Raw genomic sequence first — 26391 nt, forward strand, 5'->3', positions numbered from 1 at the left:
TAACATTGATATTAGGATTTTATATATTCTATTTTAACTTATAAAATGTTAAAGTTGTATTCCCATACTTTTTGTCTCTACTTTTTTCTAAACTGCCTATTTCTTCTGGGAATTTATCTTTAGTATCATGTTCGACTACAATTATACCATCTTCTTTAAGTATATTTGCATTGTCTATTTTTTCAAGAGCATCAATAAACATGTCTTTATAATATGGAGGATCCATAAATATAACATCAAATTTATTATTTTTTATTTTAAGCTTACTTATAGCATCTTTGAAATCTAAGTTTAAGACTTCACTTTCATTTTCAAATCTAGCTTTCTTTATATTGGATTTTACCAAAGCTATACTCTCTCTACTTACATCCACAAAGGTACATTTTGAAGCACCTCTAGATAAACACTCTATTCCTAAAGAACCAGTTCCAGCAAATAAGTCTAATATGTTACTTTCCATCATATATGGATTTATCATATTAAATAATGATTCTTTAACTCTATCTGTTGTTGGTCTTACATCTTCATTTTTAGGAGTATTTAACTTTAATCCTCTTACTTTTCCTGATATTACTCTCAACGTACCTTCACCTCATTGTATATTTTAGCATAATTTTATATTAATTTAACGAAATTTCTTTAACTATATTCTCAAATTTATTCATAATTTCACGTTTTAAGCCTTTATTTTCATAATTATCTAACTTAGAGTCTTTAGAAAATATAATTCTAGCTTCTTGTTGAGCAAGTTTAAGTATTTTCATGTGTTTAAATATATTTGCAACCTTTAATTCTGGTAAACCATGTTGTCTTGTTCCAAAAAATTCACCAGGCCCTCTTATTTCTAAATCTTTTTCTGATATTTTAAATCCATCATTTGTTTCTTCCATTATAGACATTCGTTGTCTACAAACTTCTGATTTAGATGCGTATATTAATATACAATAAGACTTATGACTTCCTCTACCTACACGACCTCTTAACTGATGAAGCTGTGCTAACCCAAATCTTTCTGCATTTTCTATTATCATAAGTGTTGCATTGGGAACATTAACTCCAACCTCTATAACTGTTGTTGAAACTAATATATCTATTTCTTTATTTTTAAAACTCTTCATTATAGAATCTTTTTCGCTGCCTTTCATCTTTCCATGTAAAAGACCTACTCTAAGATCGCTAAAATATTCGGACTTTAGCTCATCAACTAGTTCTGTAGCTGCTTTAGCTTCTATAGCTTCACTTTCTTCTACTAGAGGGCACACTATATAAACTTGTCTTCCTTTTTCTACTTCTTTTCTAACTAATGAGTTGTAAGCTCTATCTCTTTTTCCTTTATCAACTGCTATAGTTTCAATTGGCTGCCTTCCTGGAGGAAGCTCATCTATTATAGATATATCCAAATCTCCATAAAGTATAAGAGCTAATGTTCTTGGTATTGGAGTTGCCGTCATTACTAATATATCTGGATTCTCTCCTTTTTCCGATAATTTGCTTCGTTGCCTAACTCCAAATCTATGTTGTTCATCTGTTATTACTAACCCTAGATTATTAAATTCTACTTTATCTTCAATTAGTGCATGAGTTCCTATTAATATATCTATTTCTTTATTTTTTACTCTTTCTAAAACTTTTTCTTTATTCTTCTTTGTTAAACTACCAACTAGTAATTCTACATTCACTCCAAAAGGCTTTAAAGTTTCTGTAAGAGAAATATAATGTTGTTCAGCTAATATTTCAGTAGGAGCCATTAATGCACCTTGATATCCATTTAAAATACAATGTGATAATGCTAAAAGAGCTACGACTGTTTTACCTGATCCAACATCACCTTGTACTAGCCTATTCATAGCACTATTTGAATTCATATCATCTATTATTTCATTTAATGCTCTCTCCTGAGCTTTCGTTAATTTAAATGGTAATGAACTTCTTATTTCTTCTAGTTTCTTATTTTCTAAAAACTTTATACCATCGACTTCACTTACTCCATTTTTAAACATAAATAATCCTAACTGTAGCATTAAAAATTCTTCAAATACGATTCTATATAAAGCAATTTTTAAGGCTTCTTTACTGCTTGGATTATGAATATTTCTAACAGCGTAATCTATGCTACATAACTTATATTTTTCTAATATATTAATTGGAAGATACTCTTTTATGTTTATTTCCTTATCATTAAGCACTCCTTTTATTATGCTACTTACTTCTTTATTAGTAACTCCATAAGTTAAAGGATATACAGGTATTATTTTACATGTAGATTTTGGTGAGTTGCTAAGGTGCTCCACTTCACAAGAAGTTAATTCTACATTTTTAAATTCTTTTTTAACTTTACCAAATACTAATATAGTATCTCCAACTTTAAATGCATTTTTTATATATTCTTGATTAAAAAATACTAATTTTGCATACCCTGTTTCATCTCTTACGTCTAGCTTAGTTATATTAAGACCTTTTCTAGGAGATGACGTATGGCTTCCTACTATAATAGCTTTTATAGTAGCTCTATCTTCATTTTCTAGTTGAGCAATCTTTTTTATATTATTTCTATCTTCAAATTGTCTAGGAAAATAATATAATAGATCTTTTAGCGTAAATATATTTAATTTATTGAGTTTTTGAGCTCTTTTAGGTCCTATCCCTTTTACATACTGTATATCTTTATTTAAATCCATATTATCACCTATTAGATAAAAATCCTGTACAATCCTTACTAAGTAGGATTTTACAGGATTTTTTAAATATTATTCAACTGAAATTAAGTAGTAATAAAGAGGTTGACCTCCGTAATATAATTCTACATCTATGTCTTCAAACTTTTCTTCTAACTCGTCACGAAGTTTGTTTGCATCTTCTTCTTTTACATCTTCACCATAGAATAAAGTTATTATAGCACTATCTTCATCTACTATATTTTCTATAAGCTTAGTTGTTATTTCATCAACACCATCTCCAGCAGATTGTAATTTTCCTTCTGCTATACCTATTATATTACCTTCTTTAACTTCTATATCATTCATAACAGTATCTCTAACTGCAAATGTAACTTGACCTGATTTAACTAGTCCTAAAGACTCCATCATAGCTTCTTCATTTTCTTCTACAGATAAGTCTGCATTGAAGTTTACTAATGCTGTAAATCCTTGAGGAGTATTTTTAGTAGGAATTACTATTATATTTTTTTCACTTAATTCTTTTGCTTGATTAGCAGCCATTATTATATTGCTGTTATTTGGGAATATAAATATATTTTTAGCATGAATTTCTTCTATAGCTTTCATAAAGTCTTCTGTGCTAGGGTTCATTGTTTGTCCACCCTCTATTATGTAATCAACACCAAAATCTTTAAAAATTTGAGCTAGTCCTTCACCCATAGAAGTTGCTATGAATCCATATTCTTTTTCTTCTACTGCTGATGCTGTTTCATCTTTTGTATCAAGCAATATGTTTTCATGTTGTACTTTCATGTTCTCTATTTTTATAGTTATTAATTGTCCATATTTTAAAGCATCTTGTAATACTAGTCCTGGATCATTAGTATGAACGTGCACTTTTATTACACCGTCATCTCCAACTACTGCTAAACTATCTCCATACTTCATCATCATATCTCTTATTTGTAAATCGCTTACTTTGTCACTTTCTAATATAAATTCTGTGCAATAAGCAAACTTTATATCATCCGTATTTATCTGTGCTTGAGCTGATGATTGTGTCGTAGTAGTAGATGATTTTTCTAAAGCCTCTATAGAATTTCCTTTTAGAGCTTCTAACATCCCTTCATATATTAGTACTAGACCTTTACCTCCAGAGTCTACAACTCCAGCTTCTTTTAGTGCTTTTAATAATTCTGGTGTTCTATTTAATGAATTATTAGCTTCCTTTATAACCATTTCTAAGAATGCTACTAAATCTTTTTCTTTCTTACAAGCTGAAAGTGCATATTCTCCACTCTCTCTTACTACTGTAAGTATAGTCCCTTCTATAGGCTTTATAACAGCCTTATAAGCTGTATCTGAACCATTCTTAAATGCATCTGCTAAATCTGATGTAGATATCTTTTCTTTTCCTTCTATTGATTTTGCAAATCCTCTTATTATTTGAGATAGTATAACACCTGAATTTCCTCTAGCTCCCATTAAAGAACCTTTAGATAGAGCTTTACCTATTTCAGTTATATTATCCCCCTCTACCTTAGACAATTCTTTCATTGCATAAGATATAGTAAGAGACATGTTTGTTCCTGTATCTCCATCTGGAACTGGAAACACATTTAGTTTATCAACTAAATCTTTATTATTTTGAAGATTATTTGCACCTGACACAAACATATCTCTTAATAATTTACCATCTATATATTGAATCATTTTCTTCCTCCTAATTACTTAACTCTAATTCCTTGAACATTGATATCTATTTTACTTACTTTTATAGCCGTTGTGTTCTCAACTGTATATTTTACTCTATCTATTATGTTATTTGCAACAGTAGATATATTAGTTCCGTATTGTAGTATAACATATAATTCTATAGCTATAGTGTTATCTTCTAATTCTTGTACTAAAACACCTTTTAATACGTTCTCACCTTTTAATAGTTCTACTATACCCTTAGTTTTATATGCTAGACCTACTAATCCATAACTTTCCATAGCAGCTCTGTATGCAATTTGTGCTATAACATGTTTATCTATTTCTATATTTCCATATTGATTACTTACTTTTACGCTCATGATTTACCCCCTTAGGTTCATATTTTTATTTGGAATAAATATTTTATTTATATTATTATAAAAATTTATATATCCTATAATACTATAAATATGATATAATTTAAACCTACGTAATTATTTTGTAATAGTAAATATTTTATTTTAAATATTTACTTTATACAAAATTATATATATAATTTTATATGATAACAAGACATTGTTCAATATTTGTTAAGCAAATATATATTTCTATTGCACGTTTTTAATATTTATGTTAATATAAATATGTTTTTAGTCTTTAAATAGTTATCATTTTAAGGAGGTGTACGTAAATGGCAAAGGTATGTAGCGTATGTGGTAAAGGAAAGGTTTCTGGAAACCAAGTATCACACTCAAATAGACATAACAGAAGAACATGGTCAGCTAACTTAAGAAGCGTTAGAGCTATAATAGATGGAACTCCTAAGAGAGTTAAAGTTTGTACTAGATGTTTACGTTCTGGAAAAATAGAAAGAGCTTAATTGTTCTTTAAAGCCTACTAATTAGTAGGCTTTTTTATTTTATATGTATTTTTATAATTTCATCTAATGATTATAGTAATTACTTTTTCTTACTCCCCTTCATAAACTTTAATATAATTCCAGCTATCCATTTAGGCATTTTTATTGTTACCATTTTCATTTAACATTCCCCCAATAATATTATTTATTTGGCTTACTTATAAAGCATATTCAAGTATCAATAAAAAAATAGTAAAACTCCACATCCAATTAAAATAACTGCTGTAAGTAATGTCCAAATCCACCCCGGAAGCATCATAGATAAAAGTACTGCTCCTCCTGTTGACAAACATAACATTCCCAATAACACCTTAGAGCTATTTTTCATTAAAACACCTCCTTGAGTTATTTTACTATTTAAACTTATGTATATATTAAATTTATGCAAAATAGTCCATATTTAGACCTGTCCCACTTTTTATTAATAAATTTTTTCAAAATAAAAAGACGTATTTCAAAATACATCTTTTACAAAAGTTCTATCAATTTATCTATACTTTTTTTATCACACATATCTATTTGTTTATTAAAACTATCTAAAATCAATTTATCATCTTCTGTAAGATCTCTAAAATCTTTTTTATCTATATATGTCTTTAATCCCTTCATAAGGATTTTGTCTTTTATACTTAATTCATTATAGAATATTAAACCTCTAAAATTAACTAAAGTTATATTACTTGCTATTTCATCACTAAAATTTTTATCTATTAGATTTTTTCTTAATTCTTCAGAAATTGACTCCATACCTACAGTAAATATTATTACTCTTTTATCTTTTATATTATGAAGGTTTTTCTCTATAAAACTTATTCCATTTATTTTGCTTGCATATATTCCTCCACCATATATTATAGTGTTATATTCTTTTAAATCCTTATTTCTAATATCACTAACTTCATATAAATCGGCATTTAGCCTCATTGCTATCCATCCAGAATATTTTTTAGTACTTCCATATTTAGATTTATATATAACCGCTACCTTATTATCCATAAAACCCCTCCAAAATTATAATTATTACTATATTTGACTTATGTGTTTTATAATCCTTTTATACAATTTAAATATTTTAAGTTTATATAGATTTATATTTTTTAGCTCATAAATAATATTAATTTAGTATTATTACACAAAAAAGATGACTTTCGTCATCTTTTATATATTTCTAATAACAAGTACACTACCTTCATTTACTTTTACTCTACATTTATTTTCTAACATTACATTAGATATTCCTAATGGCAGATAAAACTTCATATCATATTCCTCTAAAGGATATTCAAAATTAGTAAGGGTAACTCCTTTTGCATCACCACTTAAAGGTATTACTGATACAGTATCTCCTATATTTCCTTTAATTTCTATTTCTTCATTTATAGCTATCTGTATTATCTCTTTTTCACTTATTATAGTAGGTATCATTCCTATACTTTTTACAAAGTACAATAAGTTTATATTTGCAATAGTATGATCTATTCTTCCTCCCAAAGCAAAATAAAAATCAATTTCCTTTACTTTAAGATTTTTAGCTAGATAAATACACAACTCCGTATCTGTTTCATTTTTTTTCGAAGGAAACCTTTCAAACTTTACATTTAGGTTCTTATAATAATTGACTATACTACTATCTACAGAATCTAAATCCCCTATTATATAATCTGGAACTATATCCATGTTGTAGATATGATTTGCTCCTCCATCTGCACATATTATATAGTTATACTTATTTTTGGCTAATATTTCTTTAATATTATTGTAGTTCTCTGATTTTCCATTTAGTATAATGCAAGCTTTTTTCAATTTTTATACCTATAAACTAGCATTTTCTCTAAATAAATTTACTGTTTTTACTATATCATCACTATTAAATATTGCAGAACCCGCAACTATTATATTAGCCCCAGCCTTAACAACTTTATCTACATTGGTAGGCTTTATTCCTCCATCAACTTGTATGTCTATATTTAAATTTCTATCATCTATTAGTTTTTTTAATTCTTCTATTTTAGGTATCATACCCTCTATAAATGATTGCCCACCAAATCCTGGATTGACAGTCATTATAAGTACCATATCTACATCTTCTATTACATGTTTTATAGTTTCTATTGGTGTTGCTGGGTTTAGTGCAACTCCAGCTTTTACATTGTACGATTTTATATTTTGTATAGTTCTGTGTAAGTGTTTACATGCTTCTTGATGAACAACTATTAAATCACAACCTGCATCTACAAAATCCTTTATATAATTATCTGGATTTTCTATCATTAGATGTGCATCAAATACCATATTTACATCTTTTCTAAGGGACTTAACAAGACCTGGCCCTAAAGTTATATTTGGAACAAAATGTCCATCCATAACATCGATATGAAGGTATTCACATCCTGCACTTTCTACTTTTTTTACATCTTCTAATAGTCTTGCAAAATCTGCTGATAATATTGACGGTGCTAATTTAATCATTTTAATATCTCCTCTTCCCTTGTCTTATTTCATTTAATAATTGTATATAGCTATCATATCTTTTTTTAGATATTTTTCCTTCACTAACAGCTTCTTTAACTGCACAACTTGGTTCATTTTCATGTATACATCTAAAACCAAATCTACAGTCATCAAACTCATCAAATTCTATAAAATATTCTTTAAGTTCACTTTCTTCTATATCATCAAGAGTTAGAGAACTAAATCCAGCTGTATCTGCTACCATTCCTCCACACTCTAGTTTTAAAAGTTCTGCATGTCTTGTTGTATGCTTACCTCTTTTTATTTTATCACTTACTTCACCAGTTTGTAACTCAAAGTTTTTATCTATTTCATTTAATAGACTTGACTTACCTACCCCAGATGGACCTGCGAATACTACTACATTTCCATTTAATTCTTCTTTTATCTTATCTATATTTAATTTAGTTTTATTGCTAACTGGTATTACTTTATATCCACTTATTTCATATATATTTTTTAATTCTTCTACTAAATCTCCATCTTCATCTAAATCTACTTTAGTTAAAACTATGACTATATCTAGGTTTTCCTTTTCAGCCAATACTATAAATCTATCTAATAACGATAAATTAGGCTTAGGATTTTTTATAGCAAATACTATAAGTGCTTTGTCTACGTTTGCTATAGGTGGTCTTATAAGTTCTGTATCTCTTTTGTCTATTTCCTCTATTACACCCTTTTTATCCTCTTCATCTACTATATTTATTTTTACTCTATCCCCAACTAAAGGTGTTATCTTTTGCTTTCTAAATATTCCTCTAGCTTTACATTCATATATCCCATTTTCAGTGTCTATGTAATAAAATCCCCCTATTCCTTTTACAATTTTTCCATCTAACATCTATTTCCTCCTCTAATTTTTCTAGCATAATTATTCTTTCCTATTTTTATATAATATCATAATAAGTTAACAATTAACCTATATTTATTTTTTATTACTTAAAATATCATTAATATTTATTAAAATAAAAGCCCAACTTATTAAGTTGGACTTTTTTGTTTAACTAATTTATTCTTGTGATTGTGTAGTATTTCCACTTCCTTCAGTACCAGTGTTATTTCCTCCACCTTGAGAAGGATTACTTCCTCCATTGTTTGAATTTTCTCCACTAGGTGAATTTCCACCTGTGTTTCCTCCAGTATTACCACCAGCATTATCCCCTGGTTTTTCTGGAGTAGTATTACCTGATTCCCCTGAGTTACCTTGACTATTTCCAGAATTATTTGAACCATTACCTGTCTCTGGTTTAGTGTTTTGATTTTCGTCTGGTGTAACTACTGGAGGAGTTTGTGTATTATCACTTTCCTCTTTTTTATTTTCTTCAGGTGGTGCTACTGGCTTAGGTCCCTTACTTACCACTACATCAACTGCTTCTCCATTCCCTGAAATAGATGTACCTGATTGAGGTGTCTGTCTAATTATATTTCCTTCTTTAAAGCTTTCGCTAAACTCTTGCTTAACATTGCCTAAAACTAAATTATTTTCTCTTAGTACACTCTCTGCTTCTATTAAGCTAAGTCCAACTACATTTGGAACCTGAGCTTGTTTTTTACCTTTACTTAAAACGATAGTTACAGAATCTCCTTCTTTTACTTGTTTTCCAGCTTCCGGCATTTGAGATATTACATGGTTAGCTTCTACATTTGTATCATATTCTTCTTTTATTGTTACATTTAAGCCTAAATCATCTAGCTTTCTTTGAGCTTCATCTAAGCTCATATTTTTAACATCAGGAGTAATCACTGTCTCCACTCCTGTTTGATTGCTATTAGATCCTAATAAATATTTGCCTGCTAGATAAACTTGAGCACCTAATATTATTATCAATATTACTGCTGCAACTACAAGTATTTTTTTCATTAAAGGGCTATCTTCTTTTACTTCTTTTTTTCTTCTATTTGAATTCTTAGATTTCTTTTTTTCATTTCTGTTTTGCTTAGGGTCTTCATACTCGTCTTCGTCTTCATAATCATCATATTCATCATCATATGCTTCTTCTTGATTATCATCAACATTAACCATAGAGTTTCTTAATTCCCTATCTTCTATCTTTTGAGTAGCATAGTTATCATATTCTTTTATAAAATCTAAATCTATATTCTTTTCTATGTACTCAATATCTTCTATCAATTCTTCTGCACTTTGATACCTATCAGCACTAGATTTTTCTGTTAGCTTTTTTATAATAGTTCTTACACTTTGAGGAATTCTAACTTTCTCCTCTTGAGTGAAATCTAAATTATCATTTATATGCTGAAGTGCTATTGATATAGGACTATCTCCCCTAAATGGTACCTTACCTATTAACATTTCATATAATACTATTCCTAAAGAATAAAGATCTGCATTACTAGTTACAAATTTACCTTTAGCTTGTTCTGGTGAAAAATAATGTACAGAACCTATTATACTTCCAATGTTTGTCATAGTAGAATTAGATACAGCCTTAGCTATACCAAAGTCTGCTACTTTAACTATTCTGCCTTCATTTGATATAAGTATATTGTGAGGTTTTATATCTCTATGAATAATACCTTTTCTATGTGCTGCACTAAGAGCCATAGCTATTTGTTTAGTTATATCAAGTGCAGTATATTCATCTAAAACACCTTCATTTTTTATTATTTCTTTTAAATTTTGCCCATCTATAAATTCCATTACTATGTAATGAACTTTTCCATCTTCTCCTACATCATATACATTTACTATATTAGGGTGCGATAAACTAGCTACAGCTTCTGCTTCTCTTTTAAATTTTCCTAAGAACTCCTCATCATCAACAAATTCAGGTCTTAAAACTTTTACAGCTACAGTTCTGTTTAAAAGTCTATCTTTAGCTTCATATACAAAAGCCATTCCTCCATCGCCAATTTTTCTAATAATTTCATATCTATTACCTAAAACAGTCTCTCCCACTTTATCACCATCCTATTTATCCTCTATTACTATAACAGATATATTGTCCCTTCCAGACATGCTGTTTGCTTTATTTATTAACTCATCACTTATCTCTTTGACTTCAATGTCTTTCATCATAATCTCTTCAATACTTTCATTATCAACAAATCCTGTTAAACCATCACTACATAAAAGAATTTTATCTCCTCTATCTATTTCATGCTTAAATATATCGACAATAACTATTTCTTCACTTCCCATAGCTCTTGTTATATGATTTCTTCTAGGATGATTTTTTGCTTCTTCCTCTGTTATGATGTTTGCCTTTATTAGCTCTTCAACTACAGAATGATCCATTGTAACTTTTTTAAATTCATTTTTACTTAATAAATAACATCTACTATCTCCAACATTAGCTACATATAACTTATTTTTATATAGTATAGCCGTTGTTAAAGTAGTCCCCATGCCTGAATATTCTTCACCACTTATAGACTTTTTATATATTATGGAGTTCACTTCATTATAAGCTTGTTTTATTATATCATCTATATAGTCTATTTTGATGTTATTATTTTGTAATAAGTTTTCCTTTAAGAAAAACATTATATTATCTACTGCTAGCTTACTTGCAACTTCTCCTTTTTTATGTCCACCCATTCCATCTGCTAGGGCAAATATGCCTATATCAGCAGAATCCGTTTTTATAATTTCACCCATACAATAATCTTCGTTATTTTTCCTAACTAGGCCTATGTCTGAGTCACAACTATAAATCATTAGACTTCCCCCCTAAAGCTACTTATGCTTTCTTCTTAATTGTCCACAAGCTCCACCAATATCAGAGCCCATAGATATTCTAACTGTAGCTGGTATATTATTTTTTTCTAATATATCTTTAAACTTGTATATATGAGACTTATCTGGACGTTTAAAGTCTCTTTCTTCTACATTGTTTATAGGTATTAAGTTAACATGACATAACATGCCCTTTAGTAACTTTATTAGTTCATTTGCTTCATTTGGCGAATCATTTACACCTTTTATAAGAGAGTACTCTAGGGTAACCCTTCTATTTGTCTTTTTTATATAATACTTGCAAGCATCTAGTATCTCCTTTATAGGATATGCATTTGCTATTGGCATAATTTCTTTTCTTTTTTCATCATATGGAGAGTGAAGTGATAAAGCAAGGTTTATAGGTATCTCTAAATCTGCAAGTTCTCTCATTTTTGGTGCTATACCACAAGTTGATAAAGTTATATGTCTATAACCTATATTTAAACCATTTTTATCATTTACTATTTCTAAAAACTTCTTAGTATTTTCAAAGTTATCTAGTGGTTCACCACTTCCCATTAAAACAAGGTTTGATACTCTTTTACCTGTATCTTCTTGTATTTTTAGTATTTGATCTAAGATTTCCCAAGGCTCTAAATTTCTTAAAAGCCCATCTATAGTAGATGCACAAAACTTACATCCCATTCTACATCCTACTTGATTTGATATACAAACTGTAACTCTATCATCGTAATCCATCATTACAGTTTCTATTATATTACCATCGTTTAATAAAAATAAATACTTTTTAGTTTTATCAATCTTTGATTCTAATTTCAATTCGATTTCTATATTTCCTATATAGGATACTTCAGCTAATTTTTCTCTTAAACTTTTTGGAATATTATTCATATCATCAAAAGTCTTAGCACCCTTGTATATCCAAGAGTAAACTTGACTTCCTCTAAAAGCTTTTTCTCCTATAGTTTTCATAAACTCTTTTAGCTCTTCTTCTGTAAAGTTTTTTAATGCAACTTTATCTTGATTCATATTTTATCACTACCTTACTTTTCTTAATTTTGCTATAAAGAAACCATCCATTCCATGTATGTTAGGATATATCTTTAAATATCCTTTATCTTGGTTATCTAAGTCTACATTCACTTCATCTATAGGTACTAATTCAAAATCATTGTTAGTCTTTATAAACTCATTTATTATATTTATATTCTCAGTATCTTCTATAGTACAAGTACTATATACAAGTATTCCATCTTTCTTAACATACTTAGATGCATTTTCTAATATAGTTTTTTGTATTAAAGGTAAATCTTTTAGTTCTGCCTTTGTTTTATATTTTATTTCTGGTTTTCTTTTTATTATTCCAAGTCCTGAACATGGTACATCTGCCAATACATAGTCAAATTTATTTATACTTTTTTCATCTACTTTAGATGAGTCAAATTTTTCTACAACTACATTTTTAAGACCTAATCTATTTACTGTTGATGTTATAAGTTTTAATTTATGTTCAAATATATCTCTGGCCAAAACTTCTCCAGTATTATTCATAAGAGTCGCTAAATGAGTAGTTTTTCCACCTGGTGCACTACACATATCAAGTACTAATGAATTTTTTTTAGGATTAACTACTTTTCCAACTAACATTGAACTTATATCTTGAACTGTAAATAATCCTTCTTTAAACAATTCATTATTTTCTATATTTTTAAAGTTTTCCACTCTTATAGCTTCTTCTATAAGGTTTACTTTATAAGCTTTTACACCTATATTATTTAGCTTTTCTATAAGTTCATCTCTGTTAATTTTTAAAGTGTTAACTCTTAAGTATAAATTTGGCTTTTCATTATTAGAATCTAATAAATCTTTTGTGAATTCTTCTCCAAAGTTTTTAATCCAATTTTTTATCATCCATGGACTATAAGAGTATTTAGTAGATAAATACATTATGTTATCATCTATATCTACTTTTAAAATCTCTTCTTTTTTTCTTATTATATTTCTAAGTATTGCATTTACAAATCCTGATGATCTTTTATCATATTTTTTGACTAAATTTACGGTCTCATTAACAGCTGCATAATCAGATATACTATCTAAAAATGCTATCTGATATACACCTAATCTTAGCAATATTTTAACACAAGTTGACATCTTTTGTGTCTTTATCTTAGAAAGTTTATTTATTATATAATCTAAATAATATTGATTTTCTATTACACCATATATTAATTCTGTAGCAAGACCTCTATCTTGATTAGTCATTTCAATTTTCTTAAAATGTTTATTTATTGATGTATTAGAATAATTATTATTCTCCTCAATATCTAAAAGTACCTTATATGCTATTTCTCTTGCCTTCATGCTATTTCTCCTTAATTTAAACAGAAAAAGTCCTAGAAACCCTAGGACAATCTCCTTTAATCATTATCTCTGTTTGCTATTGCTAATAATCTAAGTAGTTGTAAAACTGAAGTTAATGCTGCAGCTACATAAGTTAATGCTGCTGCTGTAAGAACCTTTCTACTTTGATTAGATTCTCTTTTGTCTACTATTCCTAGATTATTAAGCTGAACTATAGCTCTACTTGATGCATTAAATTCAACTGGTAATGTTACTATCTGGAATAAGACTGATGCTGCAAATAGTATTATTCCTATTTCTAAAAATGGTCCCCTCATTATAAATCCTAAAGCAATTAATAACCAAGATATATTAGATGAAAAATTAACTATAGGAACTAAAGCACTTCTAAAATTAAGTGGTACATATCCTTTAGCATGCTGTATTGCATGGCCACATTCATGTGCCGCAACTGATATAGATGTTATAGATGTTCCGTAATATATATCTTGCGATAATCTAACAGTATTACTTCTTGGATCATAATGGTCAGTTAAATGCCCTGTAACCATTTCTATAGATACGTTATTTAATCCATTAGAATTTAATATTGTTCTTGCTACTTGTTCTCCAGTATAACCTTTACTTGAATTCACTCTTAGATACTTACTAGTAGTACTACTTACTTTAAATTGAGCATAAATAGTAAAAAGTATCGCTGGAATTAATATCATAATTGTAGGGTCAAAAAAACCATACCCATATCCATATGGATAAAACATATAAAACACTCCTATCTTAATTTAATATAGATTCTTATAAAGATAAGCTATATATTCTCTCTGTAAAAAACTTTATAGCTTCTTCAACTTCATTTATATCTATATTAGTATCTACACAAGGTCCATTAGGTCTTTTATTAAATACACCTAAAACGGGTACATGTCTCATATCTTGTACTCCAGCTGTTAAGTCCCTTTCACAAGCTACTGCTATAACAGCTTTTGGTCTGTTATCCATTATTATTTTTCTGGCTAGTGTTCCCCCTGTAGCTACAAATATATTTACATTTGTTTTTTCTTTTAATTTTACTAAATCTCCTATATTACACAAACCACAAGTTGCACAGTTTTCTATTTTGTTAGTAACTTTTAACTTGCAGCTATTTCTTTGAACACAATGAGGTATTAATATTAATATTTCTTCTGGCTTTAAGTTATAACTATTACTATATATATATTTATTGTTTAATTTTATATATACCTTTCTTATTTCATTTTTGGGTATATTAACAAATTCTGCAATAATAGTTATTATAGGAAATAAAAATGATACAATTTTAAAGTTAACCTTCATTAAAGATGAGTCTACATCTTTATCCCTTATAATATTATTTGTAACTACTATAGAAAATATTATTACTATTGACGCTAATAATATTAGTATATCTGTTATTATAGCAAATACACCTGCTAAAGTAGATATAAAAAAGTTAACAAGTAAACCTATAGTCAAAAGAATTACTAATAATATACCTATGGCCGTCATATACTTTTTTGATTCTACCATTTTATTTACCTAGCCTAATATTTTTGAACTATCTATACTGTTTCCTTTTATATATTCAGAAACTAAAACTCTTTTCTTTCCTGGCATTTGTATTTCTTCAAGTAATATTACTTTATCTAAAGTGCTTACTTTTATACCATCTTTATCAACTCTTAATATAGTTCCAGGTGCTTTTTGACTTTCCTCATTTAGCACTTTCGTCTTCCATACTTTCATAGTCTTTCCATCATAAGTTGTATATGCACTTGGCCATGGATTAACCCCTCTTACAAGATTATGTATATCTTTTGCACTTTTATTAAAATCTATATTTCCTAAAGACTTATCCATCATAGGTGCATAACTAAACTCATCATGATTTTGCTTAGTTCTCGGTGCACACCCTTTTTCAATTAAGTCTAAAGTTTCTTTTAAAGTTTCTGCTCCAACAACCATCATCTTATCATGAAGCTCTCCTGCTGTTATTTCATTATCTAATGCAAATTCTTTTTGTAGTATCATATCTCCAGTATCTAGACCTTCATCCATATACATAGTAGTAACTCCTGTTTTTTCTTCACCATTTATTATTACCCAGTTTATAGGTGCCGCTCCTCTATATTTTGGAAGTAAAGAAACATGGACATTTATACAACCAAACTTAGGAATATCTAATATAGATTTAGGAAGTATTTGTCCATAAGCTACAACTACTATTACATCTGGATTTAATTCCTTTAATACATTTACAAACTCTTCATCTCTTGCCTTTAATGGTTGATATACTGGTATATCATATTTAAGTGCAAGCTCTTTAACAGGAGGCATTCCAAGCTTTTTACCTCTATTTTGAGGTTTATCTGGTTGAGTTACCACACCTATTACTTCATGTTTTTCATCTATTATTTTTTGTAAACACCCAAGAGCAATCTCAGGTGTACCCATAAATACTATCCTCATTTAATCATCTCCTACTACTTTTGTACTTTGTCTACAAATAATACACCATCTAAATGGTCTATTTCATGGCAAAATGCTCTTGCTAAAAATTCTTCAGCCTTTATTTCAACATATTGACCTTGTCTATTAAATGCTCTTACTGTTACATAATATGGTCTATTTACAGCTCCACATTCACCTATAACACTTAAGCATCCTTCATCTCCTAATTGCTCTCCAGAAGTTTCTATTATTTCTGGATTTATAAGTTCTATTATACCATCACCGATATCTATAACAGCAACTCTCTTTAATACTCCTACTTGAGGTGCAGCAAGACCTACACCATCTGCATGATACATTGTTTCTGCCATATCATCTAATAATTGTATTAATCTATCATCTATTTTTTCTACCTTTTTTGCTTTTTTTCTTAAAATAGGGTCTCCTATTTGAACTATTTCTCTTAACGCCATTTTTGTTTCCTCCTATATTTTATAATATGTTGTTTGGATTAATATCTATGGATACATTAACCTCTTTATTAAACACTACGTCTCGTTTTGTTATACATATATATTTTATTATACCTTTTAATAGATTTATTTCAATATCCTCATCCTTAAATAATATCTGCCATCTATAATTTTGATTTATTTTTGATATTGAACATGGGTTTGGACCTAATATGAAATCAAAGTTATTTATACCCCTAGATTTGAGAAGATAAATAATTGAATCATACATATTCTTAGCATTTTGCTTTACTATATATTCATTTTCACCGCTTATTACAACACTTACCATATTGTTAAAAGGAGCATATCCAAATGCTTTTCTGATTTTTATTTCATCTTCATAAAATCCTTCATAATCATAGTTTATGGCTCTTCTTATAGCATAGTGATCTGTATCATAAGTTTGAAGAATAACCTTACCTTCCTTATCAGATCTTCCTGCCCGTCCTGAAACTTGAGTTACTAGCTGAAATGTAGTTTCAAAACTTTTAAAATCCGGAAAATTCAATATCATATCTGCTGATAATATTCCTACTAAGGTTACATTGTCAAAGTCTAATCCCTTACTCAACATCTGTGTTCCTATTAATATATCTGCTTCTTTATTTTTAAATTTATTAATAATTTCTTCTAATGAACCTTTTTTAGAGGTAGTATCTTTATCCATTCTAAGAATTTTTGCATATTTGAATATATTTTTTAACTCTTCCTCTATCTTTTGAGTTCCTATTCCAAAAGGTTTTACATAGTTGCTTCCACATTCTGGGCACTCATGAGGTATTTCTTTTTCATAACCACAATAATGGCACCTTCCTATGTTATTTCTTTTGTGATATGTTAATGATATATCACAATTTTCACATTGAAATACATAACTACAGTTTCTACATGATACAAAACTTGCATAACCTCTTCTATTTAAAAATAATATTACCTGATTATTATTTTTAATAGCAGTTTCTATTTCTTGTTGTAGTCTTATGCTAAATATACTCTTATTTCCATTATTTAGTTCTAATTTCATATCTACAACTTCAATTTTTGGAAGCGGTCTTTTATTAGCTCTAGATTTTATTTCTATTAATTCATATTCTTTATTGCAAGCTTTATAGTATTCTTCAACAGATGGAGTCGCAGAACCTAATATCAACGATATATTTTCCTTGTGCGACATATACCTAGCAACTTCTATCGTGCTAAATTTAGGGTTTTTCTCTGACTTATATGAAGACTCATGAAATTCATCTATTATTATTACACCTAAGTTTTTAAATGGAGCAAATAATGCAGATCTTGCACCTATTAATATTCTTATTTTGCCTGCTTTTATAGCTTTATACACATCATGTTTTTGACCTTCTGATAATTGACTATGAAATACTCCTACTATATCTCCAAACCTATTTTTTAATCTATCTATAGTTTGTGGAGTTAGAGATATCTCTGGTACTAAAAATATACTATCTAAACCTTGATTTAGTGCATAATCTATAACTTCCATATATACTTCTGTCTTACCACTACCTGTTACACCATGAATCATGTAAGGTTTTTTATTTTCTTCAAACATCTCTGATGTTATTTTATTAACAGCATATAATTGCTCTTTATTTAATTTTATATCTTTATAGTCCGTGCTATATATATCTTTAGGCCTTCTATAATAATCTCTTATTTCTAAATTAATTAAATTCTTATCATATAATGATGTTATGCTTTTTTTAGATGCATTTAACAATTCCATTATATCATTTATTTCACTATCATCATTGTACTTTAAAAAGTTTATAACTTCTTTTTGCTTACTTCCTAGGGCTATCTTATTGTTTTTTATATATTCATCTATATAATCACTATCAATAGCTAATGATACATAGCATATTTTCTTTTCATTTTTATGATCTTTATATTCCCATAAAATATCTATTATATTTTTTTTATTAAGTCTGTAAAGTATATTATTTATATTATTTATAGACTTTAATTTATCTATTTTTATCTTTCCTTTGTTATCTAGTATAGAATTTACTACTATCTGCTCATCTTCATTTAATGAACTAATTACACCTTTTATTTCTAATTGGTCTAAATTTCTTATATCGCTATTTAAAACTGCAACTTTATAATTATTTAACTTATATCCTTTTGGATATATTAAGTTTATACAATCTATATATGTGCACAGATATCTATTTTTCATCCATTTTACCAATTCTAAATCTTCTTTTGAAAATATAGGCTCTTTATCTAATACATCTATAATTTCTTTTAACCTTATGTTATCTTCTACTTTATTATTTATCTCAAAGACAAAGGCTTCTGTAGGTTTATTTCCTCTACCAAAAGGAACTAAAACTCTATGACCTACTTTTAAATCATCTATTAAAAGATTTGAAAATTTGTATGTAAATAAATTGTCTGTATGTATAGTATTGCTTCTTACTACTAATTTCGCATACTTTTCCATTATAAAACATCTATCTCCTACTCGTATTAACTAGATTATGTCCTTTTTAATAGCTATTTACTCAATTATACCTCTTGCTAAAAATAAAAGCATCTAAATTAATAGATGCTTATCTTTGTAGTAACTTATTGACATTATCTAATATAACATCTGCCACTTCTTCTTTTTTCATTTTTGGATATTCTGTAATATTTCCATCTTTATCTATAATCTTAACTATATTAGTATCTACACCAAATCCAGCGCCTTTTTTAGTTAAATCATTAGCTACAATAAAATCTAGATTCTTTTTCTTTATTTTACCTTTAGCATTTTCTATAAGGTCATTAGTTTCTGCTGCAAATCCAACTAGTATTTTATCTTTTTTTATCTTGCCTATTTCATAAGCTATATCTTTATTTCTTTCTAATTCTATAGATAAATCATCATCAGATTTTTTTATTTTCTTATTAGAATAGTTTTTAGGCTTATAATCTGCTACTGCTGCACTTTTTATTACAACTTGATTATCATCTAAGTTTTCTAAAACTGCATTATACATATCCTCAGCACTTTCTATTTTTATAAGCTTTTTTATATTTTTAGGAACTTCTAGATTAGTTTGTCCTGATATTAAAGTTACATTAGCACCTCTATTTGCTGCTTGAGTTGCAATTGCATATCCCATCTTACCTGTAGATCTATTGCTTATAAATCTCATTGGATCTATGCTTTCTACTGTAGGTCCAGCAGTAACTATTATATTTTTACCAATTAAATCTTGCTTTTGTGTAAGTAAATTAACTACTTCATTTACTATTACCTCTGGTGATGCTAACTTACCTTTTCCAGTATCTCCACAAGCAAGTCTTCCACTTTCTGGATCTACAAAATTACAACCTAGTTCCTTTAATATTTTTATATTTCTTTGAAGTACAGGATTTTCATACATATTAGTATTCATAGCAGGTGCTATTAATACTTTTGCCTTAGTAGCCATAACTGTTGTTGTAAGCATGTCATCAGCTATGCCATTAGCCATTTTACCTATGAAGTTAGCAGTTGCAGGTGCTATTAAAAATACATCTGCTTTTTTAGCTAGTGATACATGCTCTACATCCCAAGTTTTTGGTTCTTCAAACATATCACAAACTACATAGTTTTGGCTTAATGATTGAAATGATAATGGAGTTACAAATTCAGTAGCAGCTTTAGTCATTATAACATGAACATTTACACCTAATTTTCTAAGTCTACTTACTACATCTAATGATTTGTATACAGCTATTCCTCCACTTACTCCTAGTACAACAGTTTTACCTTTTAACATAAGAATTACTCCTCTTCTGTAATTTTTTGTTCTAAGTGCTTTTCAGCTTCATTTAAATCTATTTCTTCTTGAGTTAATAATCTATAGCTTATTTTACCATCAGCAACTTCTTGAGTCGCTATAGTTACAGGTTTGTTATCTCTAGTTTTTGTAGTTGTTATAGGCTCAGCACCGTCTATTATTTCTCTAGCTCTTTTTGCTACTGTTCCAACTAAATAATATCTGTTGTCTATTTTGTTTAATACTTCATTTATTGATGGTTTTAACATTTTATAATTCCTCCTTGAATTTTGCTATTATATTATTTTTATATCTATTAACTTTATTTTTTTCCGCTAATATTATACTTTCTAATTCTGTTACTGATGTATTTACATCTTTATTCACTACAAAATAGTCGTAATCAGATATTTTGTTTATTTCTTCAAATGCACAACTAAATCTTTTGTGTATTTCTTCTTCTGTTTCTGTTCCTCTTCCAACTATTCTATTTTTTAATTCTTCAAGAGATGGCGGTAATACAAATATAAATACACCCTCTGGATATACATCTTTTATTTGCTTAGCTCCTTGCATTTCTATCTCTAATATGACATCTTGTCCATTTTCTAAAGATTCTATTATAGCAGCCTTTGGTGTACCATAAAAATTGTCATAAATTTGAGCATACTCTAAAAATTCACCATTATTTATCATCGTTTGGAATTTTTCTTTTTCTAAAAAGAAGTAATTAACTCCATCAACTTCGCCATTTCTTGGCTTTCTAGTTGTTGCTGATACCGATAATTTTATATCGTGATTTTTGTTTAGTAGCTCTTTGCATATTGTACCTTTACCAGCTCCTGATGGACCAGATACAACTAATAATAGCCCTTTTTTCTTAAGCATTACTATCTTCCTTTCTGATATACAAGTTTCATTATTATATATTTTATTATTATTTATTCTATATTTTGTATTTGCTCTCTTATTTTCTCTAATTCAGATTTAACTTCTACTACTAAATTAGTTATATTTAAGTCTGATGATTTTGATCCTATTGTATTTGTTTCTCTGTTCATTTCTTGTATTAGGAAGTCTATCTTTCTTCCTATTGATTCGTCTTTTACTATAGTCTTTTTTAATTGCTCTATATGACTTTTAAATCTTACTATTTCCTCTGTTATACTGCTTTTATCTGCATATATTGCAACTTCTTGTGCCAATCTATTTTCATCTATTATGCTAGGATTTTCTAGTATCTCAGATATTCTAGTATTTAATTTTTCTTTATAATCAATAACAACATTATATGAATACTTTTCAATTTCTTCAATATAATTTTTAAGAAGGTCACATCTCATTATAACATCTTCTGCTAATTTTTTACCTTCTTCTATTCTCATTTCTTTTAAATTACTTAAAGCTTCTTCTAAAGATTTTTTAAGCATTTCCCATAAAAATTCTTCATCTTCTTCTTTTTCTTCAGCTTTTATTATGTCAGGAAACTTAGCTATATTCATAACGCTTATATCATCTATTAAATCAAACTTATTTTTTATTTGATTTAATATTCCTACATATTGACTAGCTAATACTTCATCGAATTTTAAGTTTACATCTTCACTACCTAATACGTCAAGCTTTATGTATAAATCAACTCTACCTCTTTTTACATAATTTTTTATTAAGTTTCTTGCCTTTTCTTCTAAAAATGATATCTTTCTTGGTAATCTTATATTTATATCTGCATATTTATGATTTATAGTCTTACACTCTATTAAAAAATAATAGTTATCATCTTTATATTCTCCTCTACCAAAGCCAGTCATACTTATTGCCATATTATACCTCCAAAATACCTTCACATATTTTAACTGCAGGCCCTGTCATATATATACAGTCCTCATTTATATCTATTTTTACACATCCACCTTGTGATGTTACATATACATTTTTATCTAATTTTCTTAAAAAATTTCCTATAACTGCTGATGCTGTCATTCCTGTACCACATCCTAAAGTATAACCACATCCTCTTTCCCAAGTAGCTACTTTTATATTATTATTATCTTCAATTTTTACAAAGTTTACATTAGTGCCTTTTAAAAACATTTTATTTTTTTCTATTTCACTTCCATATTTATGTACATCATTTAAGTTTATATCATCTACAAAAACAACAGTATGAGGAACTCCCATTAACATAGAGCTTACTATAAATTCTTTATCTTTTACTTTTATCTTTTGCTCTAAGAAAGTTTCCATAGTATGAATCATAGATATGTTTTTACACAAGAAGCTTCCACTTCCCATATTAACTTTTACTAAACTTGTTATATTATCCTCTTTGTTTATATTTACTTCTTTTATCCCATCAAGAGTTTCTATTTTAAAATTTTCTTTTAATACTATCTCATTGTCATAAACATATTTAGCAAAACATCTAAGTCCATTTCCACACATAGATGCTATCGACCCATCAGAATTATAATATAACATTTTAACATCTGCTATGTTAGATTTCTTAACAATTAAAAGCCCATCAGCACCTACTGAAAATTTTCTATTACATACTTTTTTTGCTATTTTTTCGTATTCATCATATTGATTAAACCTTTGGTCTATAACTATAAAATCATTCCCTATCCCATGTAATTTCCAAAATTCCATACTATCCCCCTCTAATTTAATCCCTAACTTAATATTATACAATATATTAATAAGAAAGGGAAATTATATAGATATAAAATTTGTTTTTATCCCCTTATAATTAATTATATACTTTCTTTAATTAATTTTGATAAATATTCACAATATACTTATATTATGTAATAATTATTATATATTGTTCATCTAAGAAAGGAGCGATTATTATGGCTTTAGACGGTTTAGTTATACATTCTATAGTAAACGAGCTACAATCAAAGATTTTAGGAGGTAAGATAGATAAAGTATACCAACCTGAAAACGATGAAGTTGTTTTACATATAAGAAACAATAAAGAGAACTTTAAATTAGTATTAAGTGCTAGTGCCTCAAATCCAAGGGTATATTTAGCTAAGGATTATAAAAAAGAAAATCCTATAAATGCCCCTATGTTTTGTATGCTTTTTAGAAAACATATACAAGGAGGTAATATAGTAAATATATCTCAGGTAGGTTTTGAAAGAATAGTAAAAATAAGTGTAGAGTCTCTTGATGAGTTGAAGGAAAAAACTACAAAGGATATATATATAGAAATAATGGGTAGACACAGTAATATAATACTTACTCATTCAAATGATAATAAAATAATAGACTCAGCAAAGAGAATACCTCCTAGCATAAGTAGGGTTAGACAGATACTCCCAGGTATGACTTACAATCTACCTCCTGCTCAAGATAAATTAAATCCTTTAGATGATATATCTGAAGATGAATTTATGAAAGAATTAGAATCTTTTGATGGTAACTTATACAAGTCTATTTACTCTAGATTTTTAGGAATAAGCCCTGTTATTTCCAAGGAAATTTGTCATAGAGCAAACATAAATGAAAATTTAAGTACATCTGAGTATTCTTTTGATGATTTAAGATCTTTATATAAAGAGTTTAAAGGTTTATTTAAAGATATGAAAAATAATATCTATTCTCCATGTGTTGTAGTAGATGAAAGTGTTGATAAAATCATAGATTTTAGTTGCGTAGATTTAACAATGTTTAAAGATTTATCTTTTGTTAAAAATGATAGTATGTCTTATATAATTGAATATTACTATAAAACTAAGGATATAAAAGACAGAATTCATCAAAGATCTTCTGATTTAAGAAAAAGTATTTCTATAAAGTTAGATAGACTTTACAATAAACTAAAAAAACAAAATGAAGAACTTATAGCATCTGAGAATGCTGATATATACAAGATTTATGGAGAACTTATAACTTCATATATCTACATGATAGAAAAAGGTATGGAAAGTGTTGAGGTTCAAAACTTCTACGACCCAGAATATAAAACTATAAAAATAAAACTTAATAAAAATCTAACTCCTTCTGAGAATGCTCAGAAGTACTTTAAAAAATATACTAAGATGAAAACTGCTAAAATAGAAATAACTCATCAAATAGATATAACCAAAGATGAAATAGAATATTTAGAGAATATAATGCTTAGTATAGAAAATTGTGAAAACCTAGCAGAGCTACTTGATATAAGAGAAGAGCTAGGTAGAGTTGGTTATTTAAAATCATCTAGTAAAAATAAAAAAGAAACTAAGCTTACAACTAAACCTCATGAATTTTTAAGTAGTGATGGATTTAAAATATTGGTAGGTAAAAATAATAAACAAAACGATCATCTTACTTTAAAGATTGCAAGTAATGATGATATATGGATGCATACTAAAAATATACCAGGTTCTCATGTTATTATAAAATCTGATTCTAAAGATATACCTGAAACAACTTTATATGAAGGTGCTATGCTTGCTGCATACTTTAGTAAATCAAAAATGTCTGCACAAGTTCCTGTTGATTATACAAAAAAGAAAAATGTCAAAAAGCCTAATGGAGCAAAACCTGGTATGGTAATATATGAAACTAACAACACAATGTATGTAACTCCTACAGATGAACTTGTTGCAAAGCTTAGAATAAAAGAAAATTAAAACAAACTTTAAACATTTAAATCTAAACTTTTTATTAATAATATTAAAAGCCTTATGGATTTCCATAAGGCTTTTTTATCTATTTCATCATATCATTATATTCTTTTTCTGTTCTTGGAACGTTTATTTCTCCATCTATAACTTTTTTAGCTTGTTTATTTACATAATCTATTATTTCTTGAGGTACAAGCTTGTTAGTATTTTCTGGTATACCTACTGCACCTTCTTTTAATCCATAAACTTGAGCTTCTCCACCTTTGTAGTTCCCTTCAACTAATGATTTAGCTAAATCATAAGATGCTACGTTTAATTTCTTTAATGCAGATGTTATTACATTATCTGGAGCTAAATAACTTTGATCTCTATCAACACCTATAGCATATTTATTATTTTCTCTAGCTGCTTCTATAGCACCTGTTCCTGTATCCCCTGCTGCTGATAATATTGTATCTACATTTGAAGCATACATTTGCTTAGCTATTGATTTACCTTTTGCTTGATCACTAAATGAGTTTGCATATTGCTGTGCTACTTTTACATCTTTGTTAGTAGTCTCTACTCCATACTTGTATCCATATTGATATTTACTTATAGCTGGAGTTGGCATTCCTCCTATAAATCCTACATTATTAGTCTTAGTCATCTTAGCAGCTATTATTCCTGTTAAGTATGCTGCTTCTTCTTCTTTAAATATTACAGGCACAACATTTTCTGGAATTTTGTCATATGTTTCATCCATTAATGCAAATTTTTGGTCTGGATAACTTTCTGCTGATTCTTTTATAGCATCTTTTAATTGGTATCCAACACCTATTATTAAATCAGTTTCTTGGTCTACTAATGTCTCTATATTTTGTATATAATCAGATTCTTGTGGTGATTCTAAGTATTTTATATCTATATTAAAATCTTCTTTAGCTTTTTGTAATCCTTCCCACGTAGCTTGGTTAAATGATTGATCAGTTATACTTCCTTCCCCTAACACTATCCCTACTGAAAGATTTGAATTTGCCTTTTCATTTTTTGATGAACATCCAGTTAGCAATGTTGCTGACAATACTACTGATGCTGCTATTGATATTAGCTTTTTAAACTTCATAAACTCCTCCTAAATGCTATTGAACTTTAATCTTAAATTTTTATTTTTCGTT

At 28.0% G+C, this 26391-nt stretch carries 26 protein-coding genes; 2 read left to right on the top strand and 24 right to left on the bottom strand.

What is annotated here, in order from left to right; all coding sequences use genetic code 11:
• Positions 1 to 28: 28 nt before the first annotated feature.
• The 4 genes from rsmD to ABCP60_RS05950 all read right to left on the bottom strand — a co-directional run bounded on the left by rsmD (position 29) and on the right by ABCP60_RS05950 (position 4735).
• The gene (gene rsmD / locus ABCP60_RS05935) at positions 29 to 580 is read right to left on the bottom strand and encodes a 16S rRNA (guanine(966)-N(2))-methyltransferase RsmD (RefSeq protein WP_092924373.1); all 552 of its coding nucleotides are present in this window, start codon (positions 578 to 580) and stop codon (positions 29 to 31) included.
• 40 nt (positions 581 to 620) lie between these two features.
• Complete coding sequence (recG, locus tag ABCP60_RS05940; protein ID WP_166505865.1) at positions 621 to 2678, bottom strand: ATP-dependent DNA helicase RecG; 2058 nt, start codon at positions 2676 to 2678, stop codon at positions 621 to 623.
• A gap of 69 nt (positions 2679 to 2747) precedes the next feature.
• A complete protein-coding gene (locus tag ABCP60_RS05945) occupies positions 2748 to 4370 on the bottom strand; it encodes a DAK2 domain-containing protein (protein ID WP_092924367.1) in 1623 nt (540 codons plus the stop codon).
• A gap of 14 nt (positions 4371 to 4384) precedes the next feature.
• Entirely contained in the window at positions 4385 to 4735 is a 351-nt protein-coding gene (locus tag ABCP60_RS05950) for an Asp23/Gls24 family envelope stress response protein (protein ID WP_092924364.1), read from the bottom strand.
• Positions 4736 to 5046: 311 nt separating this feature from the next.
• Here ABCP60_RS05950 and rpmB point away from each other — a divergent pair, with 311 nt between their 5' ends.
• Positions 5047 to 5235: a 50S ribosomal protein L28 gene (gene rpmB / locus ABCP60_RS05955; protein WP_092924361.1), complete on the top strand. Its 189-nt coding sequence runs from the start codon at positions 5047 to 5049 to the stop codon at positions 5233 to 5235.
• A 217-nt stretch (positions 5236 to 5452) separates the two neighbouring features.
• On the opposite strand, the gene ABCP60_RS05960 is transcribed toward rpmB, so the two are convergent.
• The 19 genes from ABCP60_RS05960 to dapF form a co-directional block, all read right to left on the bottom strand.
• Positions 5453 to 5602 (bottom strand): 2-oxoglutarate translocator, encoded by a 150-nt coding sequence (locus tag ABCP60_RS05960; protein ID WP_092924358.1) that lies wholly within the window; start codon positions 5600 to 5602, stop codon positions 5453 to 5455.
• A gap of 140 nt (positions 5603 to 5742) precedes the next feature.
• Positions 5743 to 6270, bottom strand: a complete 528-nt coding sequence (locus ABCP60_RS05965; RefSeq protein ID WP_343101463.1) for a flavodoxin domain-containing protein — start codon at positions 6268 to 6270, stop codon at positions 5743 to 5745.
• A 162-nt stretch (positions 6271 to 6432) separates the two neighbouring features.
• A complete protein-coding gene (locus ABCP60_RS05970) occupies positions 6433 to 7077 on the bottom strand; it encodes a thiamine diphosphokinase (protein ID WP_343101464.1) in 645 nt (214 codons plus the stop codon).
• Between the two features lie 9 nt (positions 7078 to 7086).
• A complete protein-coding gene (rpe, locus tag ABCP60_RS05975; protein ID WP_166505868.1) occupies positions 7087 to 7743 on the bottom strand; it encodes a ribulose-phosphate 3-epimerase in 657 nt (218 codons plus the stop codon).
• Between the two features lies 1 nt (position 7744).
• Complete coding sequence (gene rsgA, locus ABCP60_RS05980) at positions 7745 to 8629, bottom strand: ribosome small subunit-dependent GTPase A (RefSeq protein ID WP_343101465.1); 885 nt, start codon at positions 8627 to 8629, stop codon at positions 7745 to 7747.
• A gap of 168 nt (positions 8630 to 8797) precedes the next feature.
• Positions 8798 to 10705 (bottom strand): Stk1 family PASTA domain-containing Ser/Thr kinase, encoded by a 1908-nt coding sequence (gene pknB / locus ABCP60_RS05985; RefSeq protein ID WP_166505869.1) that lies wholly within the window; start codon positions 10703 to 10705, stop codon positions 8798 to 8800.
• A 12-nt stretch (positions 10706 to 10717) separates the two neighbouring features.
• Positions 10718 to 11467 (bottom strand): Stp1/IreP family PP2C-type Ser/Thr phosphatase, encoded by a 750-nt coding sequence (locus ABCP60_RS05990; RefSeq protein WP_195237244.1) that lies wholly within the window; start codon positions 11465 to 11467, stop codon positions 10718 to 10720.
• An 18-nt stretch (positions 11468 to 11485) separates the two neighbouring features.
• Positions 11486 to 12517, bottom strand: a complete 1032-nt coding sequence (gene rlmN / locus ABCP60_RS05995; protein WP_092924337.1) for a 23S rRNA (adenine(2503)-C(2))-methyltransferase RlmN — start codon at positions 12515 to 12517, stop codon at positions 11486 to 11488.
• A gap of 9 nt (positions 12518 to 12526) precedes the next feature.
• A complete protein-coding gene (gene rsmB / locus ABCP60_RS06000; protein ID WP_092924334.1) occupies positions 12527 to 13852 on the bottom strand; it encodes a 16S rRNA (cytosine(967)-C(5))-methyltransferase RsmB in 1326 nt (441 codons plus the stop codon).
• A 56-nt stretch (positions 13853 to 13908) separates the two neighbouring features.
• A complete protein-coding gene (locus ABCP60_RS06005) occupies positions 13909 to 14613 on the bottom strand; it encodes a zinc metallopeptidase (protein ID WP_195581362.1) in 705 nt (234 codons plus the stop codon).
• Positions 14614 to 14647: 34 nt separating this feature from the next.
• Entirely contained in the window at positions 14648 to 15400 is a 753-nt protein-coding gene (locus ABCP60_RS06010; protein WP_166505872.1) for a DUF116 domain-containing protein, read from the bottom strand.
• Positions 15401 to 15409: 9 nt separating this feature from the next.
• The gene (gene fmt / locus ABCP60_RS06015; protein WP_343101466.1) at positions 15410 to 16339 is read right to left on the bottom strand and encodes a methionyl-tRNA formyltransferase; all 930 of its coding nucleotides are present in this window, start codon (positions 16337 to 16339) and stop codon (positions 15410 to 15412) included.
• A gap of 14 nt (positions 16340 to 16353) precedes the next feature.
• Entirely contained in the window at positions 16354 to 16794 is a 441-nt protein-coding gene (gene def / locus ABCP60_RS06020; RefSeq protein ID WP_092924321.1) for a peptide deformylase, read from the bottom strand.
• Positions 16795 to 16813: 19 nt separating this feature from the next.
• Positions 16814 to 19303: a primosomal protein N' gene (gene priA, locus ABCP60_RS06025; protein WP_343101467.1), complete on the bottom strand. Its 2490-nt coding sequence runs from the start codon at positions 19301 to 19303 to the stop codon at positions 16814 to 16816.
• Positions 19304 to 19412: 109 nt separating this feature from the next.
• Positions 19413 to 20612 (bottom strand): bifunctional phosphopantothenoylcysteine decarboxylase/phosphopantothenate--cysteine ligase CoaBC, encoded by a 1200-nt coding sequence (gene coaBC / locus ABCP60_RS06030; RefSeq protein WP_166505875.1) that lies wholly within the window; start codon positions 20610 to 20612, stop codon positions 19413 to 19415.
• A gap of 5 nt (positions 20613 to 20617) precedes the next feature.
• A complete protein-coding gene (gene rpoZ, locus ABCP60_RS06035; protein WP_166505876.1) occupies positions 20618 to 20881 on the bottom strand; it encodes a DNA-directed RNA polymerase subunit omega in 264 nt (87 codons plus the stop codon).
• Between the two features lies 1 nt (position 20882).
• Complete coding sequence (gene gmk / locus ABCP60_RS06040; RefSeq protein WP_343101468.1) at positions 20883 to 21500, bottom strand: guanylate kinase; 618 nt, start codon at positions 21498 to 21500, stop codon at positions 20883 to 20885.
• Positions 21501 to 21553: 53 nt separating this feature from the next.
• Positions 21554 to 22435 (bottom strand): YicC/YloC family endoribonuclease, encoded by an 882-nt coding sequence (locus ABCP60_RS06045; RefSeq protein WP_092924306.1) that lies wholly within the window; start codon positions 22433 to 22435, stop codon positions 21554 to 21556.
• 1 nt (position 22436) lies between these two features.
• On the bottom strand, positions 22437 to 23264 hold the full coding sequence (dapF, locus tag ABCP60_RS06050; RefSeq protein ID WP_166505877.1) for a diaminopimelate epimerase: 828 nt from the start codon (positions 23262 to 23264) through the stop codon (positions 22437 to 22439).
• A 203-nt stretch (positions 23265 to 23467) separates the two neighbouring features.
• Here dapF and ABCP60_RS06055 point away from each other — a divergent pair, with 203 nt between their 5' ends.
• The gene (locus tag ABCP60_RS06055; RefSeq protein ID WP_195237237.1) at positions 23468 to 25240 is read left to right on the top strand and encodes an NFACT RNA binding domain-containing protein; all 1773 of its coding nucleotides are present in this window, start codon (positions 23468 to 23470) and stop codon (positions 25238 to 25240) included.
• 79 nt (positions 25241 to 25319) lie between these two features.
• On the opposite strand, the gene ABCP60_RS06060 is transcribed toward ABCP60_RS06055, so the two are convergent.
• Positions 25320 to 26339, bottom strand: coding sequence for a BMP family ABC transporter substrate-binding protein (locus ABCP60_RS06060; protein WP_166505879.1), 1020 nt, complete (start codon positions 26337 to 26339; stop codon positions 25320 to 25322).
• Between the last annotated feature and the right edge of the window lie 52 nt (positions 26340 to 26391).

It is taken from the genome of Romboutsia sp. MSSM.1001216sp_RTP31141st1_G3_RTP31141_220114 (assembly GCF_039031195.1).
In the GTDB taxonomy this organism is placed as follows: Bacteria; Bacillota; Clostridia; order Peptostreptococcales; family Peptostreptococcaceae; genus Romboutsia_C; species Romboutsia_C hominis.